The organism is Allomesorhizobium aridi, from assembly GCF_043769475.1.
Taxonomy (GTDB): domain Bacteria; phylum Pseudomonadota; class Alphaproteobacteria; order Rhizobiales; family Rhizobiaceae; genus Allomesorhizobium.
In genome coordinates this window covers 4,467,018-4,489,667 of the sequence record NZ_CP171729.1, presented here as the reverse complement: position 1 = coordinate 4,489,667, position 22,650 = coordinate 4,467,018, and the positions used below count along the sequence as shown (strand labels likewise).

Annotated in this window: 24 protein-coding genes and 3 pseudogenes; 14 read left to right on the top strand and 13 right to left on the bottom strand. The window is 62.6% G+C overall.

Annotated elements, in window-relative coordinates:
- Position 1 precedes the first annotated feature (1 nt).
- Together ACG873_RS24275 and hisB are read right to left on the bottom strand one after the other, a co-directional pair.
- Positions 2-466 carry a DUF2628 domain-containing protein gene (locus tag ACG873_RS24275; RefSeq protein WP_394888360.1) on the bottom strand — a complete coding sequence of 155 codons (465 nt, stop codon included), beginning with the start codon at positions 464-466 and terminating at the stop codon, positions 2-4.
- Between the two features lies 1 nt (position 467).
- The gene (hisB, locus tag ACG873_RS24270; RefSeq protein WP_394888359.1) at positions 468-1,067 is read right to left on the bottom strand and encodes an imidazoleglycerol-phosphate dehydratase HisB; all 600 of its coding nucleotides are present in this window, start codon (positions 1,065-1,067) and stop codon (positions 468-470) included.
- 633 nt (positions 1,068-1,700) lie between these two features.
- Between hisB and hslV the strand changes: the two genes are divergently transcribed.
- The 6 genes and pseudogenes from hslV to ACG873_RS24240 all read left to right on the top strand — a co-directional run bounded on the left by hslV (position 1,701) and on the right by ACG873_RS24240 (position 6,877).
- Positions 1,701-2,249 (top strand): ATP-dependent protease subunit HslV, encoded by a 549-nt coding sequence (gene hslV, locus ACG873_RS24265; protein ID WP_394888358.1) that lies wholly within the window; start codon positions 1,701-1,703, stop codon positions 2,247-2,249.
- Entirely contained in the window at positions 2,239-2,757 is a 519-nt protein-coding gene (locus tag ACG873_RS24260) for a GNAT family N-acetyltransferase (RefSeq protein WP_394888357.1), read from the top strand. Before hslV ends, ACG873_RS24260 begins: the two co-directional genes overlap by 11 nt.
- Positions 2,754-3,359, top strand: a complete 606-nt coding sequence (locus ACG873_RS24255; RefSeq protein ID WP_394888356.1) for a DUF2585 domain-containing protein — start codon at positions 2,754-2,756, stop codon at positions 3,357-3,359. Before ACG873_RS24260 ends, ACG873_RS24255 begins: the two co-directional genes overlap by 4 nt.
- A 3-nt stretch (positions 3,360-3,362) precedes the next feature.
- The gene (locus ACG873_RS24250; RefSeq protein ID WP_394888355.1) at positions 3,363-4,472 is read left to right on the top strand and encodes a hypothetical protein; all 1,110 of its coding nucleotides are present in this window, start codon (positions 3,363-3,365) and stop codon (positions 4,470-4,472) included.
- On the top strand, positions 4,469-5,806 hold the full coding sequence (hslU, locus tag ACG873_RS24245) for an ATP-dependent protease ATPase subunit HslU (protein ID WP_394888354.1): 1,338 nt from the start codon (positions 4,469-4,471) through the stop codon (positions 5,804-5,806). Before ACG873_RS24250 ends, hslU begins: the two co-directional genes overlap by 4 nt.
- A 106-nt stretch (positions 5,807-5,912) precedes the next feature.
- A pseudogene (locus ACG873_RS24240) lies at positions 5,913-6,877 on the top strand (DUF1402 family protein).
- A gap of 3 nt (positions 6,878-6,880) precedes the next feature.
- Here ACG873_RS24240 and ACG873_RS24235 read toward each other — a convergent pair.
- The 6 genes and pseudogenes from ACG873_RS24235 to ACG873_RS24210 all read right to left on the bottom strand — a co-directional run bounded on the left by ACG873_RS24235 (position 6,881) and on the right by ACG873_RS24210 (position 10,060).
- The gene (locus ACG873_RS24235; protein ID WP_394893823.1) at positions 6,881-7,015 is read right to left on the bottom strand and encodes a hypothetical protein; all 135 of its coding nucleotides are present in this window, start codon (positions 7,013-7,015) and stop codon (positions 6,881-6,883) included.
- A gap of 104 nt (positions 7,016-7,119) precedes the next feature.
- Positions 7,120-7,206: pseudogene (locus ACG873_RS24230) on the bottom strand (DoxX family protein); the annotation flags it as partial.
- A gap of 126 nt (positions 7,207-7,332) precedes the next feature.
- Entirely contained in the window at positions 7,333-7,695 is a 363-nt protein-coding gene (locus ACG873_RS24225; protein ID WP_394888353.1) for a helix-turn-helix domain-containing protein, read from the bottom strand.
- On the bottom strand, positions 7,692-8,231 hold the full coding sequence (locus tag ACG873_RS24220) for a Smr/MutS family protein (RefSeq protein WP_394888352.1): 540 nt from the start codon (positions 8,229-8,231) through the stop codon (positions 7,692-7,694). Before ACG873_RS24220 ends, ACG873_RS24225 begins: the two co-directional genes overlap by 4 nt.
- Positions 8,228-9,331 carry a murein transglycosylase A gene (locus tag ACG873_RS24215; protein ID WP_394888351.1) on the bottom strand — a complete coding sequence of 368 codons (1,104 nt, stop codon included), beginning with the start codon at positions 9,329-9,331 and terminating at the stop codon, positions 8,228-8,230. Before ACG873_RS24215 ends, ACG873_RS24220 begins: the two co-directional genes overlap by 4 nt.
- A 24-nt stretch (positions 9,332-9,355) precedes the next feature.
- Positions 9,356-10,060 carry a Tim44/TimA family putative adaptor protein gene (locus ACG873_RS24210; RefSeq protein WP_394888350.1) on the bottom strand — a complete coding sequence of 235 codons (705 nt, stop codon included), beginning with the start codon at positions 10,058-10,060 and terminating at the stop codon, positions 9,356-9,358.
- 197 nt (positions 10,061-10,257) lie between these two features.
- Between ACG873_RS24210 and ACG873_RS24205 the strand changes: the two genes are divergently transcribed.
- Positions 10,258-10,740, top strand: coding sequence for an FxsA family protein (locus ACG873_RS24205; RefSeq protein ID WP_394888349.1), 483 nt, complete (start codon positions 10,258-10,260; stop codon positions 10,738-10,740).
- Positions 10,741-10,831: 91 nt separating this feature from the next.
- Positions 10,832-11,341: a protein-export chaperone SecB gene (gene secB, locus ACG873_RS24200; RefSeq protein WP_394888347.1), complete on the top strand. Its 510-nt coding sequence runs from the start codon at positions 10,832-10,834 to the stop codon at positions 11,339-11,341.
- A 64-nt stretch (positions 11,342-11,405) separates the two neighbouring features.
- On the opposite strand, the gene dnaQ is transcribed toward secB, so the two are convergent.
- The 5 genes from dnaQ to ACG873_RS24175 all read right to left on the bottom strand — a co-directional run bounded on the left by dnaQ (position 11,406) and on the right by ACG873_RS24175 (position 15,212).
- Positions 11,406-12,134, bottom strand: a complete 729-nt coding sequence (gene dnaQ, locus ACG873_RS24195) for a DNA polymerase III subunit epsilon (RefSeq protein WP_394888345.1) — start codon at positions 12,132-12,134, stop codon at positions 11,406-11,408.
- 63 nt (positions 12,135-12,197) lie between these two features.
- Complete coding sequence (coaE, locus tag ACG873_RS24190; protein WP_394888343.1) at positions 12,198-12,794, bottom strand: dephospho-CoA kinase; 597 nt, start codon at positions 12,792-12,794, stop codon at positions 12,198-12,200.
- A complete protein-coding gene (locus ACG873_RS24185) occupies positions 12,791-13,633 on the bottom strand; it encodes a shikimate dehydrogenase (protein WP_394888341.1) in 843 nt (280 codons plus the stop codon). Before ACG873_RS24185 ends, coaE begins: the two co-directional genes overlap by 4 nt.
- Positions 13,626-14,225, bottom strand: coding sequence for a Maf-like protein (locus tag ACG873_RS24180; RefSeq protein WP_394888339.1), 600 nt, complete (start codon positions 14,223-14,225; stop codon positions 13,626-13,628). Before ACG873_RS24180 ends, ACG873_RS24185 begins: the two co-directional genes overlap by 8 nt.
- A 165-nt stretch (positions 14,226-14,390) precedes the next feature.
- Positions 14,391-15,212, bottom strand: coding sequence for a pyruvate, water dikinase regulatory protein (locus tag ACG873_RS24175; RefSeq protein ID WP_394888337.1), 822 nt, complete (start codon positions 15,210-15,212; stop codon positions 14,391-14,393).
- Positions 15,213-15,608: 396 nt separating this feature from the next.
- Here ACG873_RS24175 and hemE point away from each other — a divergent pair, with 396 nt between their 5' ends.
- The 6 genes and pseudogenes from hemE (at position 15,609) to rsmG (ending at position 22,610) form a co-directional block, all read left to right on the top strand.
- The gene (gene hemE / locus ACG873_RS24170) at positions 15,609-16,643 is read left to right on the top strand and encodes a uroporphyrinogen decarboxylase (protein ID WP_394888336.1); all 1,035 of its coding nucleotides are present in this window, start codon (positions 15,609-15,611) and stop codon (positions 16,641-16,643) included.
- On the top strand, positions 16,640-17,176 hold the full coding sequence (gene hemJ, locus ACG873_RS24165; RefSeq protein WP_394888334.1) for a protoporphyrinogen oxidase HemJ: 537 nt from the start codon (positions 16,640-16,642) through the stop codon (positions 17,174-17,176). Before hemE ends, hemJ begins: the two co-directional genes overlap by 4 nt.
- Positions 17,177-17,334: 158 nt before the next feature.
- A pseudogene (gene rho, locus ACG873_RS24160) lies at positions 17,335-18,601 on the top strand (transcription termination factor Rho).
- A 42-nt stretch (positions 18,602-18,643) separates the two neighbouring features.
- Complete coding sequence (gene mnmE / locus ACG873_RS24155) at positions 18,644-19,975, top strand: tRNA uridine-5-carboxymethylaminomethyl(34) synthesis GTPase MnmE (RefSeq protein ID WP_394888331.1); 1,332 nt, start codon at positions 18,644-18,646, stop codon at positions 19,973-19,975.
- 143 nt (positions 19,976-20,118) lie between these two features.
- Entirely contained in the window at positions 20,119-21,993 is a 1,875-nt protein-coding gene (mnmG, locus tag ACG873_RS24150; protein WP_394888328.1) for a tRNA uridine-5-carboxymethylaminomethyl(34) synthesis enzyme MnmG, read from the top strand.
- Positions 21,990-22,610, top strand: coding sequence for a 16S rRNA (guanine(527)-N(7))-methyltransferase RsmG (gene rsmG / locus ACG873_RS24145; RefSeq protein ID WP_394888325.1), 621 nt, complete (start codon positions 21,990-21,992; stop codon positions 22,608-22,610). Before mnmG ends, rsmG begins: the two co-directional genes overlap by 4 nt.
- Positions 22,611-22,650 lie beyond the last annotated feature (40 nt).

Here is a 22,650-nt window from a genome sequence, read left to right as displayed (position 1 = left end):
GTCAGGGTTTTCCGGGATAGTTGAACAGGCCGAGCGCCGGACCGGATCGGTGGGCAGGCGCGATCGGGTGCCGCGCCGGCGGCGGGCTTGCTACCTCCTCCAGCCCCGCCGGCGCAGCGTCGAACAGATAGCGGGCCTCGGCGTCGCCGAAGGAATCCGCTTCGACCACGCCCCATTCGCGCCAGCCGCGGCGGCGCAGCGCCGCAAGCCGAAGTGCGGCGCCTTCGATGCCGACATAGATCGAGACCAGCAGCGACAGAAGCGTCCCGGCAAGTCCGGCGTCCAGCGCTTCGCCCAGGGCGGCAAGCACCATCGCAACCGCGAAGGCGACAATCGCCTCGATCCACATGCGATGCCAGAGCAGCCATATCGGCGGCGTCAGGAACCCGAACAGGTGGAACCCATCGCGCACCAGCATGGCGTCGGCAGCAGGCGCCGGAGGCTCCATGACGACATAGACCGCCACTCTAGCCTCCCAGCGTGCCCTTGGTCGAGGGAACCGCCTCCGGCTGGCGTGGATCGCGCTCGAACGCCGCGCGCAGCACCCGCGCCACCGCCTTGAAGCAGGTTTCGGCGATGTGGTGGTTGTTGGCGCCATAGAGATTGGCGACGTGCAGCGTCACGCCGGCATTCTGCGCCAGCGCCTGGAAGAATTCGCGCACCAGCTCGGTGTCGAAGGTGCCGATCTTCGGCGAGGAGAACGAAACGTCCCAGACTAGGAACGGCCGGCCCGAAACGTCGATCGCCGCCCGCGTCAGCGTCTCGTCCATGGCGAGGTCGATCGAGGCATAGCGCATTATGCCGCGCCGGTCGCCCAGCGCCTTGGCCAGGGCCTGGCCTATGGCGATGCCGGTGTCTTCCACTGTGTGATGGTCGTCTATGTGCAGGTCGCCCTTGGCCGTGACCTTCATGTCGATCAGCGAATGCCGCGACAACTGGTCGAGCATGTGATCGAAAAAGCCGATCCCGGTTGCGATTTCCGAGTGGCCTGCACCGTCTATGTCGACGGAGACGGCGATCTCGGTTTCCCTGGTCTTGCGGCTGATCTCGGCGGAGCGGGAGGCCATCGGGCGGTCCTTGCGTTTCAGGAATGCGAGCCTTCTATCAGCATGATCCTGCGAAGGAAAGTTGGCGGATCGGCTGCGATGATGAGGTGCGCCATCGCGCCATTCCCCTTCTGTCAGCATCTGTCAGGAATGTTTTCCCAAGCTTTGTCCACACCCTCCCCTGATGCCCGCATACTCCATCCCGGCAGCTTGCTGGTGGGAACGGGTGTGCACGACCGGCATCCAGGCAAGTGTGGCGCCGGAGATGTTCCCGCATGGTCGTGCGGGACGCTCCGGCCCCGGGTCGAACCTGTGCGCCCGCGCCTTGTCCCAGCATACCGGGACAGGGCATGGGCCGGGAGCGGCAAGGGGAGAAAACGCCGGCGGCGCATGGCAGCGCGTCACTAAATTAAATTGATTAGGCGTCGCTGCCATGCGCCGCTTCCCACACCCCGGCTTCGAGAAGAAGCGCGGGAACGTATCCGCGTGCCCTCAACATGGCGAGACCGACACATGACCCGAACGACAAGACCCGAGATCGACCGCCGCGACCCCTGGATTGCATTCCGCAGGACGTCGCATACATATGGCCCGGAACCATCCTCGTACCGTGCTTTTCGCCTTCTCGGGACTCGCGCGAAATCGGAGCAGAAAATGTCGAACGAACTGACCATGCACGCCACGACCATCATCACGGTGCGCAAGGGCGGAAAAGTCGTGATCGCCGGCGACGGCCAGGTCAGCCTCGGCCAGACCATCATGAAGGGCAATGCCAAGAAGGTACGCCGTCTCGGCAAGGGCAATGTGATCGCCGGCTTCGCCGGCGCCACCGCCGACGCCTTCACCCTGCTCGAACGCCTCGAGGCCAAGCTCGAGCAGTATCCCGACCAGCTGACGCGCGCCTGCGTGGAACTCGCCAAGGACTGGCGGACCGACCGCTATCTGCGCCGGTTGGAGGCGATGATGCTGGTAGCCGACAAGAATGTTTCTCTCGCGCTTACCGGCACCGGCGACGTGCTGGAACCCGAACAGGGCGTCATGGCGATCGGCTCGGGCGGCAATTTCGCGCTCGCCGCCGCCCGCGCGCTGCTGGACACCGAAAAGGATGCCGAGGAGATCGCCCGCAAGGCGATGCTGATCGCTTCGGAGATTTGCGTCTACACCAACAGCAATTTCGTCATCGAAACCCTCGATGCCGCATAGGTTGAAGCCCCGGTACAGCTTTCGGCCGGTGACGCCCGACGATCTCGAGATGATCGCCGGCTGGCTAGCCGAACCGCATGTGGCGGAATGGTGGGACGATCCCGACGAAGAAATCGCGTCGATCCGCGAGCATATCGACAGCATCTCGGTCGAACCGCTGATCATCGAGCTCGACGGCAGGCCGATCGGTTATCTTCAGAGCTACGACCCGCATCTCGAAGACGACCATCCCTACCAGGACCAGCCCTTCGGCACGCTCGGCATCGATCTTTCGATCGGCGTCCCGGATCTGGTCGGCATCGGCCACGGCTCGGCGATCGTGCGGCAATTCGTCGAAGAACTCTTCGCGGAGGGGACGCCGCGCGTGATAATCGATCCGGACCCGGCAAATCTCCGGGCGATCCGGGCCTACGAAAAGGCCGGCTTCAAGGCGTTCGACACGCGCACATCGGTCTACGGTCCCGCGCTGATGATGGCGCGCGACAATGAGGAGGGGGAATTTTCATGACTGTAACGCAGGCGGCCGATCCGCAAGCCGCCGGACACCGGCGCGTTTTCCTGGCCGGAGTACTTGTGGCCGCAGCACTGATCGCCGCGCAAGGCATTGCGCTCTACATCATGGGCCAGCCGCCGATCTGCGAATGCGGAACGGTCAAGTTCTGGCACGGCCAGGCGGCGAGCAGCGAGAACAGCCAGCACCTCGCCGACTGGTACACATTCTCGCACATCATCCACGGCTTCCTGTTCTACTGGCTGCTCTGGCTGGTCATGCCGCGCGTCAATGTCGGCGTCCGCCTGGCCTTCGCGGTGGTTATCGAAGCCGGCTGGGAGTTGCTGGAAAACACCGACTTCATCATCAACCGCTATCGCGACTCGACGATCTCGCTCGATTATTTCGGCGACAGCGTCATCAACTCGGTATCCGACACGCTGTGGATGGTGCTGGGCTTTGCCATGGCGGCGCGGCTCCCTATATGGCTGATCGTGACCCTCGCGCTCGCCTTCGAAATAGGCGTGGGCCTCGTCATCCGCGATAACCTGACCCTCAACGTGATCATGCTGCTGCACCCCTTCGAGTTCATCAAGCAGTGGCAATCCGGGCCGGTGTGAGTCATGACCGTTGCAATGAACATTCCCGTCCGCGCCATCTCCGAAAATACCTTGCAGGCCGCCGTAACGCAGGGAGTGCTGTCGGCCGAGCAGGCACAGGGTCTTCGCGATCTGGAAATCGCGCAGGCCGGAGCATTGGAACCAGAGGACGACGAGAAGCTGCGCTTCATCAGCGGCTTTGGCGATATCTTCGTGACGATCGGCCTCGCGCTCTTTCTTGGCGCCCTCGGCTATTTTGCCTATGAGGCGTTCAGCCTTTTCGGAACGGCCGCCATTCTGGCAGTGACCGCCTGGGGTCTTGCCGAGTTCTTTACCCGAACGCGGCGCATGGCGCTGCCCAGCATCGTCCTGCTGATCGTCTACGCCGCCGCGGTGTTCGTGGCCTCCTATCATGCGTTCGAGACCCTGACCGAACAGGCTGCGGGTTTCCGGCCTGGGCTCGGCTTCGGTCGACTGCACTTCGATGATCCGCTGGCTCTCGCAGGCGCCGCGCTCGTGACGGTGGCCGGCGCAGCGTTGCACTACTGGCGTTTTCGCGTCCCGATTACGATCGCAGCAGGTACGCTGGCGCTTGTCGGCGCCATCGTTGGCCTGCTTTTCACGGCGGCGCCGGACTTCGTCGACTATGCCTCCACGCCCATCGTGCTGATCTGCGGACTGGCCGTGTTCGCGCTCGCCATGCGCTTCGACATGAGTGATCCAATGCGGGTGACGCGCCGTACCGACATCGCCTTCTGGCTGCATCTTCTGGCAGCGCCGATGATCGTGCATCCCCTGATCCGCGGCTTTGCGCCGGAATCGGGAATGACCAATACGGCTTCGGCCTGGGGCATCCTCGCCGTGTTCTCGCTGCTTGCTGTCGTCGCGGTCGTGGTCGATCGGCGCGCCGTGCTGGTTTCGGGCCTGTCCTATGCCGGCATCGCCTTCGCCTCGCTGGTCGGCGCGAGCGGGCTTATCGACGGTGTCGTGCCGCTTACGGTCCTGGTGCTCGGCGCGGTCGTGCTGGTTCTAAGCGCCGGCTGGCACCGCCTGCGGGGCGTGCTGCTTAGCCTGCTGCCGCCAACTATTGCACTGCGGCTTCCCGGTTCCCATCTGCGCCACCTGCAGACTTGAGTCAGTCAAAGAGCATTTACAATGACCACATTCTCCCCCGCGAAATCGTTTCCGAGCTCGACCGCTACATTATCGGTCAGAAGGACGCCAAGCGCGCCGTGGCCATCGCGCTGCGCAACCGCTGGCGGCGTCAGCAGCTCGAAGGCGAGATGCGCGAAGAGGTGATGCCGAAGAACATTCTGATGATCGGGCCTACCGGCGTCGGCAAGACCGAGATCTCGCGGCGGCTGGCCCGGCTCGCCGGTGCGCCCTTCATCAAGGTCGAGGCGACAAAGTTCACCGAGGTCGGCTATGTCGGGCGCGATGTCGAGCAGATCATCCGCGACCTGGTCGAGGTCGCCATCGGCCTCGTGCGCGAAAAGATGCGCGAAGAGGTCAAGGCGCGCGCGCATCTCAACGCCGAGGAGCGCGTGCTGGAAGCGCTTGTCGGCAAGACGGCTAGTCCCGCAACCCGCGACAGTTTCCGCAAGAAGCTGCGCGAGGGCGAACTCGATGACAAGGAGATCGAGATCGAGGTGGCCGACACAGGCAGCGGCGGCCTGCCAAGCTTCGAGATCCCGGGCATGCCGGGCGCCAATATCGGCGTCATGAACATCAACGACATGCTGTCGAAGGCAATGGGCGGCCAGCGCACCAAGACCCGCAAGACGACGGTGAAGGAGTCTTATTCTCACCTCATCGACGATGAATCCGACAAGCTTCTCGACCAGGACCAGGTCGTGCAGATGGCGCTGCAGTCGGCTCAGAACGACGGCATCGTGTTCCTCGACGAGATCGACAAGATCGCCGCGCGCGACGGCGGCATGGGCGCCGGGGTCAGCCGCGAGGGCGTGCAGCGCGATCTGCTGCCGCTGGTCGAGGGCACCACGGTCGCCACCAAATACGGGCCGATCAAGACCGACCACATACTGTTCATCGCCTCCGGTGCGTTCCACGTGTCCAAGCCATCTGATCTCCTGCCCGAGCTCCAGGGCCGCCTGCCTATCCGCGTTGAGCTGCGCGCGCTTGAGAAAGACGACTTCCGGCGCATCCTGACCGAGCCGCAGGCGAGCCTGATCAAGCAATATGTGGCGCTGATGGACACCGAAGGCGTGACGCTTTCGTTCACTGACGACGCCATCGATCTGCTCGCCGGCATCGCCGTCGATCTCAACGCGACGCTTGAGAATATCGGCGCACGGCGTCTGCAGACGGTGATGGAGCGCGTGCTCGACGACATCTCCTACAACGCGCCGGACCGCTCCGGTTCGGAGATCACGATCGATGCCGACTATGTCCAGAAGAATGTCGGCGACCTGTCCAAGAACACAGATTTGTCGCGATTCATCCTTTAAAGGTGCCGCGCCGGGAGGGGCCGGCGACACTGACAGGCAACAAGGACTCGACTCCCGGCCGGGCTTTAACCTAGGGTTGCCCGGCCATGCGGGGTTGCGGCGGCAAATGACGAGATCATCCAGTTTTGCGATTGCGCTGGTTCTGGCGCTGGGCGTCTGCGCGATTCAGGCTCGGGCGCAGACCCTGATTCCTGCCGGCAACCGGCACATCGAACAGCCTGGCGTTCCCGGCGCTTCGACCAAGCGCACGCAGGCAGGCCGGTCCAGCTTCGAGGCGAAATACCGCAAGGTCTACGCGCTCTTGCAGAGCGACGGCGAGCTGCGTTCCAAGATCAGGGGGCGGCAAACGCTTATGGCATCGACCCTATCCACATTGTCGGCGCGATCGTCGGCGAGCACACCTACAATGTCGATGCCTACGACCGGCTGCAGACCTACTACGTCAAGGCCGTGTCCTATCTCAGCAGCCGCCTGAGCTTCAGCTACGGCGAGGAGGATATTGTCGCCTTTATCGCGCGGCCGGAATTTTCGGTGTGCGCGAACCTGTCTGGCAGCTACGAAGTATGGACCTGCCGCGAGCGGGTCTGGAACCGGCACTTCCGCGGCCGGACCGTGGACGGCGTCGCCTATCCCGACGACCGCTTCAGCGCCACCTTCTTCCAGCCCTTCTATGCCGGCCAGACATTCGGCATCGGCCAGCTCAATCCGCTGACCGCGCTGCAGATGAGCGATCTGGTGCATCAGGTCTCGGGTTTGCCGAAGCTCGACCCCGGCCAGCCGAACCAGGTCTACGAGACCATCATGGATCCCGACCTGACCCTGCCCTATGTGGCTGCGACGCTGAAGAAATCGATCGACGCCTACCGCACCATCGCCGGCTTCGACATCTCGCAAAATCCCGGCATCACCGCGACGCTCTACAATGTCGGCGATCCGGAAGCCCGCGCCTATGCGCTCAAGGCAGAGAATGAAAAGCGTCTCTTGGAAGGGCAGGAGCCGAGATTGCCGGAAGAGAATTACTACGGCTGGCTCGTCAACGAGAAGCTGCCGGAACTGCAGGCGCTGTTCTGATCGCTACCGACGCCACGGGAATATGGCCCGCAGCGCCGGATCGCGCAGCCACAGACCACCCCACATAAACAAGCCAAGATAGATGCTGAAGAGGACATGGCTGAACAGCGGATTGCCGACACGGATCTGCGTCGCCATGGCCCCGCCAAGCAGCCCCATGGTGAGGACCCCCCGAGCACGCTGGTCTTCGGGAATAGATAGAGAAGCACACAGGCAAGCTCGATCAACCCGATCATCAGGACGTAGCCGTCCTGCCATCCAAGCTGCGTCATCGTTTCGCTTGCGATGGGCAATCCGAGAAGTTTCGGCGTTATCGACGCCCCAAGCATGAAGAGCGCATAGACGCCCGTAAGCACCCACCCGGTTACAATCTTCGTCTTTTCACTCATGGCCTGCCCCTGTTTGGCGTTGTCTGCACCAAAGGACGCGGGGAGGCGCCGGAATCCGACAGGCGTTCAGTGGTTTATTTTCGCTTGCACAAGGGTCAGAAGCGCACGGATGGTTGCTTGGTCCATCTGCCGGATGTTCCGGGAAAGCAAATTTGCCAGTCGGGTGGCTTCCGGCGGCAAACCGGCCGTATCGATCACCACCCGCGGGTCTGACGACCAGACCAGGTTCTCCAGCTCCTCGGCCTCGTCCCAGATGATGTTGAAATAGCCGATCATCTTCTGGACAAGCGCCCAGCTCGGCACCCCACGATGGCCATGTTCCAGCGCCGACAGATAGGCGGCGCTGATGCCCAGTGCCTTGGCCATGTCTTTCTGGCTGACGCCGCGCTCGCGCCGCAGCGCACGTAACTTCACCCCAAGCGGCGTCACGAGCTTTTGGCCGGGTGGCGGCGCAACCGGATATAGAGCGCGCCGGCGCCGCCATGATTGCGCGCGGCGTGATCGTGGCTGCTGACGAGTGGTCGGAACGGCGCCGTCGACAGCCACGCCGGCACGGCGCGCCGCAGCACGCCCTCGCCGCCCGACGACGAGCCCTTGCCGGTGATCACCAGCACGTAGCGCACGCCGCCGACATGCGCCCGATGCAGGAAGGAAAGCAGCAGCGAATAAGCCTGCTCCTGGCTCATTCCGTGCAGGTCGACGCGGCCTTCGATCGGCAGCCGCCCCTTCGCCAGCTTCTCGTGTGTCGGACGGTCCAGGGAATGCGCCACGCTCTGCTTCGGGCGGGCGGCCGGCGAAGCGGCTGGTCGCGGCGCAACCGCGTCCATCGCCTCATCCACCGAGACAGGCGGCGGTTCGGGGATGTCGACCGCCTGCTTGCCTTTCAACGGCTTTGTCGAGCGGGCTACGAGGCTCCACAAAACCCGGTCCTCATCGCTGAGTCTTTTGTTCGACGGCTTGCTCATGGCGCCGCCTCGGCCAAAGCGCGGGGAATGAGCGCAAAGAAATCCGCCTCGTTGCGCACCACACCCGCTATTTCGCCGGCCGCGAAGCCCGAACCGGCGAAGAGATCGCCGCGCGCCGAGCCGATGATCGCCGAACCAGTGTCCTGCGCGATCATCAGACGCCGGAAAGGTTTCCCGTCAAACGCTGTCAGCGATGGCGCATCGATGAAGAAAGGCGTGCCGAACGTGTGCAGAAGCCGGTCCACGGCGATGGAGCGGCCCGGCGTCAACGGCACTTTCGCCGCCGCGACCGGGCCCAAGGCCGGATCGTCGACCTGCGCTTCGCGAAAGAAGATGTAGGAGCGGTTCTGCCGCAATATCTCGTCGATGCGATCCGGATTTCGCGCGAACCAGGCCCTTATCGACTGCATGGTCACATGGTTGAGCGGGATCTCGCCGATATCGGCGAGGATCTTTCCCGGACCGGAAAAGCGCTGACCGGATTTGGCGGCATAGGTAATGCGGCGCTGGCGACCGTCGGTCATGGCGAGCCGCGCCGCACCCTGCACATGGATGAAGAAGGCGTCGACCTTGCTTTCGAGCCAGGCGATTTCAAGATCCTGCCCGGCAAGCGCGCCCGTTTCGATCGCTGCGCGGTCGAAATATTCGACCGGTCCCGCGTCGGTTTGCCTGGCGAAGGCCAGATACGGGTCCATGCCGGCCGGCCGATTGGTGTCATCAATATCGACGAGATCGTCGGGGCGGGAAAGCAGCGGCACGCAAAAGCGCTCCGTCCGGAACGGGGACGCCTCTACCTCCGGCTCGTAGAAGCCGGTGACGAGGCCTGCGCCGGTGTCCTCCGGAATTATTCGTGCAGGGAGGAAAAAGCGCTCGAAAAAGCCCTTTGCATCCGCCCGGGTCGGCGATCGCACGGCCTGCGCCGCCTCGTAGGCCGCGGCAAAGCTCGAAAACTCCACGCCGAGCGCGCCGGAGCGATAGGGCTTCGTCTGGACATGCGCGGCCGAGCGCCGAAAGGCTTCGTATGCCGCGGACTGATCATCCGCCGCCCAGCCGGGCAAATCGGCAAAGAAGGCAATGCGGAAAACGCGCGACAGCGACACTGGACGGACCCCAGCCGTAGAGCGTCAGTCTTCCTCTTCGGTCGCGACGAGCTTCCAGTTCGGGTCTTTCGAGCGCGTGTCGCGGGCGAAGGTCCAAACGTCCTTGACCTCGGCGACCGTCTCGGGATCGCCGTCGATGACGGCCCCGGCATTGTCTCGGGTCGCCGAGATCAGTTCGCTGACGATGCGCAGCGTGATATGGGCTTCGCCGTTCTTCATCTCTGCTGAGACGATGTCGGCCTTGTCGATGCCGACGAAGGAAGACTGGATTTTTTCGTTGCGCTTCTCGCGGTCGGCGATTGCCGCCACGAAGCCGTCATAGACTTCGCGCGAGAGCAGGTTCTTCAGCGTTTTGCGGTCGCCGTCGGCATAGGCCATGACGATCATCTCGTAGGCCATCTTGGCGCCGTCAACGAAGGACTTCGGGTCGAAGGAGGCGTCTGCTTCCTTGATCGAGCGCAAACCCTTGTTCAGGTCGGTACCCGGCTTGGCGAAGAGGTCGATGGCGGCGAACGCCTCCTCGGTTTCGGCGGCGGTGCGCTTGCGCGGCAGCGAAACGACGTTTTCAGGCTTGGCCGCCGCATCCTTGCTGCGGGTCCGGCCAGCCGTATAGGGATCGAAGGGCGGACGCTCGCTTCCGGTGCGCCGGCCCAGCACATTACGCAATTGGAAAAAGATCACGACAGCCGCGACCAGAAAAAATAGAGTGCCGAAGTCGAAGAATTCCATGTCTTCCGCCAACCGATCCCGTGTCAAAGCGGGTGAGGAGAGCGACATCGCCACCCGGCGCCGCGTCGCGCTGTTCAATCATTGCATATAGAACGCATGCAGCCATCATTCAAATCAAAGCCGTGCATACCTATCTGACAACGGAGCGCCATCATCAACCGGCGCATTCCCGTTCCAACGCAAAACTCGGCGGTTTCGTGCGAATACCCATCATCCCTCTCTTCCTGCTCGTGCTTCCCCTGCTGGAAATCGCGGGCTTCGTGCTTGTCGGCCGGCAGATCGGCGTATTTGCGACGCTCGGCCTCATCGTGGCGACAGGCATCGCCGGCGCCATGCTGCTGCGCTTCCAGGGGTTTGGCGTGATGGCGCGCATCCGCCGCGAGATGGAAGCCGGGCGCGATCCGAGTCGTGAACTCGCCCACGGCATCATGATCCTGGTCGCGGGCTTCCTTCTCCTGATCCCCGGATTCCTGACCGATATTCTGGGCATCCTGCTTTTCGTGCCTGTCGTCCGCGACCTTGGCTGGCGATTCCTCAAGAGGCGCGTCGACTTCGCGACCGATTTCTCCGTGATGCGCGGCGGCGGTTTCCGTCGCGGCCGCACCATAGATCTGGACCGCGACGATTACTCGAAGGGCGGACCGTCGGAAACGCCCTGGCGGCGGATCGACGAGGAGTGAAGGCCAAACTTGTCTTGACATGCCGCCCATGGTAGCGAACGCTCGATTTTAATTCGGGCCGCGATGCGGCTGAACCAAGAGGATCGTGGCGATGGCCGAAAAAGAAAAAGAAACTGCGGGCACGCCGACCGGCGGAAATGGAAACGCTACCGCGACCCAGGCGTCGCTCAACGTTCTTGCCCAGTATGTGAAGGATCTTTCCTTCGAAAGCCCCGGCGCGCCCAACTCGCTGCGCGGCCGCGACAAGGCGCCGGGCATCAACATCAGCGTCAACGTGAACGCCAATCCGCTTTCGGAGAAGGAATTCGACGTCAACCTGGCGCTTAATGCAAAGGCCTCCTTCGACAAGGACGTTCTCTTCAACGTCGAGCTGGTCTATGGCGGCGTTTTCCGCATCGAGGGCTTCCCTCAGGAGCACATGCTGCCGCTGCTCTTCATCGAATGCCCGCGCCTGCTGTTTCCGTTCGCACGCCAGATCGTCGCTGAAGCAACCCGCAATGGCGGCTTCCCGCCGTTGATGCTCGATCCGATCGACTTCGCGCAGATGTTCCAGCAGAAAATGGCCGAGGACCAGACAGCGGCCAAGGTCAAGGTCAGCTGATCCAGGTCTGATCTAGATAGAACGGCAAAAACCCGGCCTCGTGCCGGGTTTTTTTATGCCTGGGTTAAGCCGGGAGCCGGATTTTCTGCTCGGCCTGGCCGAGTTGAGCCCAGATCGATTTCTCGCCCAGTTCGGCGACGAGCCGGGCATGATCGGCGCGTTCGGCGTCGGAAATCCGCTCCGGGAGCGGCTCAGGCCGCGCCCGGACCGAAAGTTCCACGTGAATCATTGCCGCATCGCCGGCCGGCGTGACGCTAACGGCATCCAGGATGAGCGCAGCCTGCTTGCCGCCGATCAGCTCAATATAGACTTCGGCGAGCAGCTCCGAATCGAGCAGCGCCCCGTGCTTGGTGCGTCGGCTGTTGTCGATGCCGTAGCGCCGGCAGAGTGCGTCGAGCGAGTTCGGGCCCATGGGATGCTTGCGCCGCGCAAGCGCGAGCGTATCGACGACGCGCTCCGGCCCAATGGCCGGCGTCCCTAGCCGCGCCAGTTCGGCATTGACGAAGCCCATGTCGAAGCCGGCATTGTGCGCGACCAGCTTCGCTCCGTCGATGAATTCGAGGAACTTTGCCGCGACTTCCGGGAATGGCGGCTTGTCGGCCAGGTCGGCATTGCCGATGCCGTGGACAGCCTGCGCTTCCGGGTGCACGTCGCGGCCCTGCGGGTTGATGAAGACATGGAAACTGCGCCCGGTCGGAAACCGGTTGACGAGTTCGACGCCGCCTATTTCGATAATCCGGTCCTCCCGGGGATCGAGCCCGGTGGTTTCGGTATCAAAGATGATTTCACGCATCGAATCGAATCACTCCACGGCCAAGCTTGGCCGCGTCCGGCGGCGGGAGCAAGGCCGGCGCTGCTACCCCGCGGGATTGTCCCCCGTCAGAACAGCGACGATGCGGGCGACGGCGGCGCGCGCCGCGTCCATGCCCCGGCCGGTATCGATCACGAAATCCGCCTGCCGTCGCTTTTCAGCGTCCGGAACTTGGCTGGCCAGGATGGCTGCGAGCTTGTCCTCGGTCATGCCGGGCCGCGCGAGAACACGTTCGTGCTGGACCTCGGCCGGCGCGGTGACGACGACGACCTTGTCGACGCGACCGCGGCCGCCGGTTTCGAACAGCAGCGGGATATCGAGCACCACCAGCGGCGTTTTCGCTTCGCGGTGGCTCGCGACAAAGGCGTCGGCGTCGGCGCGGACCAGCGGATGGATGATCGCCTCGAGCTTTCGCATCGCTTCAGGCCTGCCGAGAACCTGGGCGGCGAGTTGCGCCCGATCGACAGCGCCGTCGCGAACCGTTCCGGGAAACGCCTCCTCAATGAGCGGCGCGGCTTTGCCGGCATAGAGGCGGTGCACCGTCTCGTCGGAATCGTGCACCGGCACGCCGGCGTCCCTGAACATTTTCGCGGTCGTCGATTTGCCCATGCCGATCGATCCCGTCAGGCCGAGCACGATCATGATGCGGTCTCGAGATCGCCGACGATCAGCCTGCGCAGTTCGGCGTCGACCACCGGCCGCCTGCCGAACCAGCGTTCGAAGCCGGGCACGGCCTGGTGGAGCAGCATGCCGAGCCCATCGACGGTCTTCAGCCCGCGTCGGCGGGCAGCCGCAAGCAGCGGCGTCTCCAGCGGAACATAGACGATGTCGGTCACGATCGCATTGTCGGGCAGCCGCGCAGGATCAACTGCGATCTCCGTATTGCCATGCATGCCGAGCGCGGTCGTGTTGACCAGCAGGTCGACATCGCCGAGCAGGTCGGGCGCGGCCTCCGGCGCATGCGCCGTCACGCCGCGGCCGAAATGGTCGGCCAGTTCGGCGGCGCGCGCCACCGTCCGGTTGACGACTCTGATGTCGCGATAGCCGCGCTGCCTGAGCGCAAAGAGTACGGCTCGGGCGGCGCCGCCGGCTCCGAGAACCACTGCGGTTCCGTGGTTTTCAGCCCAGCCGGGCGCCAGATCGTCAAGATTGGCCGCGAAGCCCGCCGCATCGGTATTGCCGCCGCAAAGCACGCCGTCCTCAAACCACAGCGTATTCACCGCGCCGATTTTTTCCGCCGCCTGGTCGCGCCGCTCAACCAGCCGGCAGGCGGCCTCCTTGTGCGGGATGGTGACGTTGCCGCCGGCATAGCCATTTTCGCCCATCCGGCGGACGAAATCAGCAAAATCATCGGGTGCGACATCGATCGCCGTATAGCTGCCGGCGATTCCATAGCGGGCGAGCCAATGGCCGTGAATGGCCGGCGAGCGCGAATGCGCGATTGGATGTCCGCAGACAAAGGCCTTTATCAACTCAGCCATCGATCGCCCCGAATTCGCGCAGCGCGGCAAGCACGGGCAGCAGAGGCAGGCCGACTATGGTGAAGTAATCGCCCTCGATCTTCTCGAACAGTTGGATACCCTCGCCTTCGACTTGATAGGCGCCGACGCTCGACAGCGCCTTGTCGCCGACCCGCGCGAGATGGCGTCCAATGAAGCCTGGGTCGAGTTCCCGCATGGTCAGGCTCGCAATTCCGACGTGCCGCCACAGCGTCTGGTCACCGCGCACCAGCACGGCGGCGCTGTTCAAATGATGAGTCCTGCCGGACAGAGCGAGCAGATGCCGGCGGGCCTCTTCCATGTCACGCGGCTTGTGAAACACACGGTCGCCGAGCGACAGCGTCTGGTCGCAGCCGAGCACCAGCGCACCCGGATGGCTCTCGCTGACATTGGCCGCCTTGGCCTCGGCCAGGATCTGAGCCACCTCCTCCGGCGTCGCGCCGCTTCCCTCCAGCGGTGCTTCCAGCGCGCGCTCGTCGACGGTCGGCGGCACCGCGCTGAATTCGATCCCGGCATTGGCGAGGAGCGATTTTCGAAACGGGCTGCCCGAGGCAAGTATCAGAACTTCTGCCATTTTTGATCGCATTCAGGCGAGTTGTAGACTGGAACGATCATTCGCTCCGCCGAGATGAATGGCGTGGCTTTCGAGAACCGGAGCGGAGCGGACATTTAGGTCCGTGAGCACCGGAAGCGCAGAAAGTCGCGTCAGGCGTCCGGCGGAGTAGAATGAGCGACCGGTCTACCGTGTTCGGCCGCGCAGGGCAACGATAGCCGCCGCGGTTTCCTCGATCGAACGGCGGCTTACATCGATCATCGGCCAATTGTGCCTCGTACAGATCTGCCGCGCATAGGCCAGTTCCTCGGCAATCGTCGCGCGGTCGACATAGCCGTTGGCGTCATAGCCGGCGGTAGAGCCGAGCACCCGGTTCTGGCGCACCTGCGAAATCCGCTCCGCCGTCGCCACCAATCCGACGATCAGCGGCTTCTTCGCGTTCGCTAGGCTTTCGGGCAGCGGCACGCCGAGGACGATCGGGATGTTGGCGGTCTTGATGCCGCGATTGGCCAGATAGATGCTGGTCGGCGTCTTGGAGGTGCGCGATATGCCGATCAGCACGATATCGGCTTCCTCGATATCGTGCTGCAGCTGCCCGTCGTCGTGCTCCATGGTGAAGTTCAGCGCGTCGATGCGGCGGAAATATTCCGCGTCGAGCACATGCTGCGCCCCTACCCGGCGGCCGGCCGGCGTGCCGAGATAGGACTGGAACACGGTCAGCACCGGCTCCAGCACCGAGACGCACGGCAGCCCCATCTGGGCGGCCTTCGCATCGATCTTGCCCGCGAGGTGTTGGTCCACCACCGTGTAGAGCACGATGCCCGGCTCTTCCTCTATGTCCTCGAACACCTTCGCCAGCTGCTTTTCGGTGCGGATGAGCGGATAGATGTGCTCGATCGCCCGCGCATCCTTGTATTGAGCCGAGGCCGCGCGGCCGGCGGCGAGCAGCGTCTCGCCGGTGGCGTCGGAAATCAGGTGCAGATGGAAGAAGCTCTGGGGTTTGTTCACAGGATCGGCCCGGGTCTGTGGTCAAATGTGCAAAAGCTGGCCGGTTTGGCCATTGCGGCGCCGGCGACTGTATCAGAACCGGCCTTGTCCACAATTCGATGCGCTGTCGGAATCGCCGGCGCGGTATGGATGACTATGGGGATAAACTTCGTGCCTCCTCGGCCGTTGCCGGCGCTTGTAATTCGACGATCCCGCAAGTCGTTGATGTTTCATAATGATTCCAGATGATCCCCAGACTTTTCCAGCCCACAGCCGAACTTGCGCGACAAAATGCTGGCTGGCGCCAGGCCGGCTCTCCGGGATAGGCAACAATTACCGATTCCAACAGACTCTTAGAATCAGAAGACTCTTTTCATAGAAATTATATTTAAGGAAAGAAGCGAGGAACGTGCCCTGATGGCCAACAGCCGCGTCATGCTGGACGTCCTGAGGGGCGAGACCGTGTTTCCGCCTCCGATATGGATGATGCGGCAGGCTGGCCGCTATCTGCCGGAGTACAGAGAATTGAGGAAGAAAGCCGGGAGCTTTCTCGATCTCTGCTACAATCCCGATTTCGCGGTCGAGGTGACGCTTCAGCCGATCAGGCGCTTTGGTTTCGACGCATCGATCCTGTTTTCCGATATCCTCGTCGTGCCGCATGCGCTCGGCCGCGACCTGCGCTTCGACGAGGGCCGCGGGCCGGTAATGACGCCGATCCAGGCAAATAAGGTCGAACGGCTTGACGGCCGCGCTTTCCACGAACGCCTGGCGCCGGTCTACGAGACGGTGAGGCGGCTGCGCGCCGAACTGCCGGAAAGCACGACGCTGATCGGCTTTTGCGGCGCGCCATGGACGATCGCCACCTACATGATCGCCGGTCACGGCACGCCGGACCAGGCTCCCGCCAGGCTTTTTGCCTATCGCGAACCGCAGGCAATGAAAAAGCTGCTGACGACAGTCGCGGATTACTCGGCCGCCTATCTCATCCGGCAGATCGAGGCGGGCGCCGACGTGGTGCAGGTATTCGATTCATGGTCCGGCGTGCTCGACGAAGCCTGCTTCGACGCCTTCTGCGTGCAACCGGTGGCCGAAATCGTCAAGAAGGTGCGGGCCGCCTATCCCGACGTGCCGATTATCGGCTTTCCAAAGGGCGCCGGCAGCCTCTATTCCGATTATCGCCGGCAGACCGGCGTTACCGCGCTTGGCCTCGACTGGACCGTTCCCCTGACACAAGCGCATGCCCTGCAGGCTCAAGGACCCGTCCAGGGCAACCTCGACCCGCTCAGGCTGGTGGCGGGCGGGGCGGCGCTGCGTGAGGGCGTGGACGCTATTTTGCGCGCGCTGGGCTCTGGCCCGCTGGTGTTCAATCTCGGCCACGGCATCACGCCTGAAACGCCGATTGCGCATGTCGAGGCGATGATCAGGCAAATCAGGGACGGATCGGGCCGATGAACACTCCGGAAACGCGGCAATCTGGACGCAATGCGGCAAAACGAGCGGCCGCAGCGATAGCAATCCTCATCGTGTTGACGGCGCTGCTCTTCGCGCTCGATCCCGATGATCTCTACCTCTGGGTAAAGGCGATCCATGTCATCGCCGTGATCTCGTGGATGGCGGGCATGCTCTATCTGCCGCGCCTTTTCATCTACCATACCGGTGCCGAGCGAGGCTCCGTCCAGTCGGAAACCTTCAAGGTGATGGAGCAGCGCCTGCTGCGCGTCATCATCAACCCGGCCATGGTGATCACCTGGGTGTTGGGTCTCTGGCTGGCCTGGAAGGGCTTTGGCTTTTCAGCAGGATGGCTGCACGCGAAGATCGCGCTGGTGGTTGTATTGTCCGGCGTGCATGGCTATCTCTCTGGTGCGGTTCGCAAATTCGGTGAGGACCGTAACGACAGATCGGCGCGTCACTGGCGTCTGTTCAACGAGATACCGACCGTGCTGATGATCCTTATCGTCATACTGGTCGTCGTGAAGCCGTTCTGAGCGGACGTCACGGAAAAGTCGCCTTGCTCTTTTATTTGCTTGGCGATAGAACACTTTTCTTCCCTTCCGCCAAGCGCCGCCCGAAGCTCGAGTTGGCCGCATCCGGCGCCCATCGCATTCGCCGATAGCTTTTTCCCATTTCACATTCAGAGTCCGTCATGCAGGAAATGAAACTCCAGGAGTTCAAGAACAAGAAGCCGATCGATCTGATCGCCTTCGCCGAATCGCTCGAGGTCGAAAACGCCAGCGTCATGCGCAAGCAGGAGCTGATGTTTGCGATTCTCAAGAAGCTCGCGGCGCAGGATGTCGAAATCATCGGCGACGGCGTCGTCGAGGTGCTGCAGGATGGCTTCGGCTTCCTCCGCTCGGCCAACGCCAATTATCTGCCGGGTCCGGACGATATCTACATCTCACCTTCGCAGATCCGGCGCTTTTCGCTGAAAACCGGCGATACCGTCGAGGGGCCGATCCGCAGCCCGAAGGAAGGCGAGCGCTATTTTGCCCTGCTCAAGGTCAACACTATCAATTTCGACGATCCCGAAAAGATCCGCCACAAGATCCATTTCGACAATCTGACCCCGCTCTATCCGAATGAGCGGCTGAAGATGGAGGTCGACAATCCGACCGGCAAGGATATCTCGTCGCGTGTCATCGATCTGGTGGCGCCGATCGGCAAGGGCCAGCGCGGCCTGATCGTGGCGCAGCCGCGCACCGGCAAGACGGTGCTCCTGCAGAATATCGCCCATTCAGTGACGACCAATCACCCGGAATGCTACCTGATCGTGCTTCTGATCGACGAGCGGCCGGAGGAAGTGACCGACATGCAGCGCTCGGTAAAGGGCGAGGTCGTCTCCTCGACGTTCGACGAGCCGGCTGTCCGCCACGTCCAGGTCGCTGAAATGGTCATCGAGAAGGCGAAACGCCTGGTCGAGCATGGCCGCGACGTGGTCATCCTGCTCGATTCTGATCACACGTCTCGGTCGCGCCTACAACACGGTGGTGCCGTCATCCGGCAAGGTCCTGACCGGCGGCGTCGACGCCAACGCGTTGCAGCGGCCGAAGCGCTTCTTCGGCGCGGCCCGTAACATCGAGGAAGGCGGATCGCTTACTATCATCGCGACGGCGCTGATCGATACCGGCAGCCGCATGGACGAGGTGATCTTTGAAGAGTTCAAGGGCACCGGCAACTCGGAAATCGTTCTCGACCGCAAGGTGGCGGACAAGCGCATCTTCCCGGCGATGGATATCCTCAAGTCGGGTACCCGCAAGGAAGATCTGCTGGTTCCCAAGCAGGATCTGCAGAAGATTTTTGTGCTGCGCCGCATCTTGGCGCCGATGGGCACCACCGATGCGATCGAGTTCCTGATCGACAAGCTGAAGCAGACGAAGACGAATTCCGATTTCTTCGATCTGATGAACACGTAACCGTCGATTCGTGCCCGGAACGATTTTCCGCGCAAATTTACCATGGCTGAACGGGACACGATAGTCGCGCTTTCGAGCGGCCGGCTACCGGCCGGCATCGCCGTGGTGCGCATAAGCGGAGCCAAGACTCGATCCGCACTCGAAACGATTACGGGCGCGGTTCCGGAACCGCGCTTTGCTCGCTATGGGGTTTTCGCCGATAAGGCAGGCGCTCATATCGATTTCGGAATAACGCTGTTTTTTCAAGCGCCTGCCAGTTTCACCGGCGAGGACTCCGCTGAACTGCACGCTCACGGCGGCAAGGCAGTTGTCGCGGCGCTCCTGGATGCGTTGTGTGCGATAGAAGGCGTTCGCCCGGCCGAAGCTGGTGAGTTCACCCGACGAGCATTTCTTAACGGCAAGGTTGATCTCCTGAAGGCTGAAGCACTTGCCGACCTGGTCAGCGCCGAGACCGAAGCACAGCGTCGCTTTGCGGTCCTTAATTCGCATGGCGGACACAAAGAGCTTTACGCCGGCTGGCGCCGGCGCCTCATTCATGCACGCGCCATGATCGAAGCTGAGATGGATTTTTCCGACGAGTCGGACGTTCCGGGTTCGGTCGCAGATCAGATTTGGGCCGACATCGACCGGATGAGCGTCGAGATACGACGCCATATTGCTGGCTTCCGCCGAGCAGAAATCATCCGCGATGGCTTCGACGTGGTCATTCTCGGTGCGCCCAACGCCGGAAAGTCGAGTCTCTTGAATGCCCTGGCGAAGCGGGATGCAGCTATTGTGACGGATGAACCGGGAACGACGCGCGATCTCATAGAAGTCGTTCTTGATCTTGACGGACGAAAGGTGCGGGTTACCGACACGGCCGGTTTGCGCGAGGGCGGCGGCGCCGTCGAAACGATCGGTATCGAAAAGGCGATTGCAAGAGCGCGCGCTGCCAACCTCGTGCTGCTGCTCGAGGACGTGGCGAATTCAAGCCGCCCGGTGGCGGAATTGCCCGAAGCGCTGGAAATACTCCGCGTTGGTGCCAAGTGTGATTTGCTTCCCCCTGCATTCGACTTCGCCTGTAGCGGTTATGACATCTGCATCTCCGTCATGTCGGGCCACGGTGTGGACCGGTTGCTGCAGGGGATTTCGAACAGAGCCGAAGTCGCGCTGGGTGAGAGCGTCGATCTGATCCCCTGGCGTGAGCGTCATGTGGCGCTGCTTTCCGAGGCGTTGAAGCTTCTTGAGTCTGCACGCGCCGCGGAACAGGCCGGTTACGAGCTGCGCGCTGAGGATCTGCGCCTTGCCTCGGAGCGGATCGGAAGGATTTCGGGCGCAGTCGACGTTGAAGACCTCCTGGACGTCATCTTTTCCCAATTCTGTATCGGGAAATGACTCACGTGAAACATGCCTATCGGCGTGACTCACGTGAAACACCGGCGCTGCACTAACCGCTGGTTTCACGTGAAACATTATTGCGCACCTTGACACTGCCGACCTTTGCGCACATGTCTCCGCGTTCCATCGGAGCCTTTAACATGCTCGATAGCTACGACGTCGTTGTGGTCGGGGGAGGTCACGCCGGTTGCGAGGCCGCCAGCGCGGCCGCGCGCGCCGGCGCCAAAACCGCGCTAGTGACGCTTCGTTTCGACACGGTCGGCGCAATGTCCTGCAACCCAGCGATCGGCGGCCTAGGCAAGGGCCACCTCGTTCGCGAGATCGATGCGTTCGATGGCTTGATGGGGCGGATTGCGGATGCGGCCGGCATCCAGTTTCGCCTGCTGAACCGGAAGAAGGGACCTGCCGTGCGCGGTCCCCGCACACAAGCCGATCGCAAGCTCTATCGCCAGGCCATGCAATTGGCTATCCAGGAGCACGAGTCGCTGACCGTGATCGAGGCCGAGGTGACCAGCCTCGAAATCAGGGACAACCGCATTGTCGGGCTCGGGTTGGGCGACGGCGGCACCCTTCGGTGCGGCACGCTTGTCCTGACCACTGGCACCTTCCTTCGCGGGCTTATCCATATAGGCGACCGCAAGTTCCCAGCCGGTCGGATGAATGAAAAGGCGGCGCTCGAGCTTTCGCAAAGCATGATGCGCGCCGGTTTCACGCTAGGCCGGCTGAAGACGGGAACGCCGCCGCGGCTCGATGGCCGGACGATCGCCTGGGATCTGCTCGACAAACAGGCGGCGGATGCCGAGCCCGTGCCCTTCTCGCTGTTGACGGACCGCATCACAAACCCGCAGATCGAATGCGGGATTACCCGGACCACGCCGGCTACGCACGAAGTGATCCGCGCGAATCTTGGCCGTTCGGCCATGTATTCGGGTTCGATCGAGGGGGTGGGGCCGCGCTACTGCCCGTCGATCGAGGACAAGATCGTCAAGTTCGGCGACCGTGAAGGCCATCAAATCTTTCTGGAACCGGAAGGCCTGGACGACCACACGATCTACCCGAATGGAATCTCGACATCCCTGCCCGAAGAGGTGCAGCTGGAGATTCTAAAGACCATTCCGGGGCTCGAACGGGCAGTGATGCTGCAGCCGGGCTATGCTATCGAGTATGACCATATCGATCCGCGTGAACTTGCCCCGACGCTGGAAACCAGGCGTGTGGCGGGCCTTTTCCTTGCCGGTCAGATCAATGGCACCACCGGCTATGAAGAAGCTGCGGCTCAAGGTTTGCTGGCGGGGTTGAATGCCGCTCGGAAGGCCTCGGGCGACGACCAGATCGTGATCGGCCGAACCGAAGCCTATATTGGCGTGATGGTGGACGATTTGACGAGCCGCGGCGTCAGCGAGCCCTACCGCATGTTCACCTCGCGAGCGGAGTTCAGGCTCTCCTTGCGCGCCGACAATGCCGACGAACGGCTGACACCGATGGCCATCCGGCTTGGACTAGCTTCTGCCGCCCGGCAGGAGCGGTTTGCGGAGGTCAGCGGGCGCTTGAACGCGGCGCGCGAGATGGCAAAGGCCAAGACGCTCACACCAAGCGAGGCCAGGCGCCACGGCGTCGAGGTCAATATGGATGGGATACGCCGTTCGGCCTACGATCTGCTGGCCTATCCCGAGATGGACGTGGCACGGCTCGCCGACATCTGGCCAGAACTTCGCTCAATCGATCGGAAGGCGGCTGAAAGCCTCGAAACCGAGGCGCGTTATGCTGTCTATCTCGACCGCCAGATGGCGGACGTCGCGCATATGCGCCGGGAGGAGCAGCGGTTGATTCCTGACGATATTGATTTCTCGAAGGTTCCCGGCCTGTCCAACGAACTCAAGCAGAAGATGCGCGAGCGCAGGCCGCGTTCCGTTGCCGCTGCCGAGCGGATGGAGGGGATGACGCCCGCTGCGCTGGCGATCATCGTCTCGCATATCCGCAATGCCGAGCGCGCACCGGGCAGGGACGTCGCGTGACGGTCGCATCTTTCGAGGAGCTTTGCCGAATCGCCGGCCCCGTTTCACGTGAAACATTCGAGCGGCTGGTTGCATTCGAGACGCTTTTCCAGAAGTGGGCACGCCGCATAAACCTTTCCGCGCCATCGACGCTGAGCGATGTCTGGTCCAGGCACATTCTGGATAGCGCCCAACTGCTTCGCCTCGCGCCTGAGGCGCCGCGGTGGCTCGACCTCGGATCAGGCGGTGGTTTTCCGGGATTGGTCATGGCGATATTGCTTGCTGAACGCCCAGCCACACATGTCGATCTTGTTGAAAGCAATAGAAAAAAGGCGGCCTTCCTGCAATCGGTTATCGGCCAGTTCGGTCTTCCGGCGCGCGTCCATGCGCTGCGCATCAATGACGTGCCCGCGTCGGTCGGTACGCCTGATGTGGTGACAGCCCGTGCGCTGGCGCCGCTGCCTTCACTGCTGGGCCTCGCGGAGCCCTGGCTGTCGGCGGGCGCAACCGGTTTGTTTCACAAAGGTCGGGATTACCGAGCAGAGATCGAAGAAAGCACTCACCAGTGGCGTTTCGACCTGTTAGAACATCGAAGCATGATCGACCCGCAAAGCGTGATTCCGAGATTCGCGACCTAACTCCCAAAATCGTGACGCGCCTGAACCAATAACGCATTGA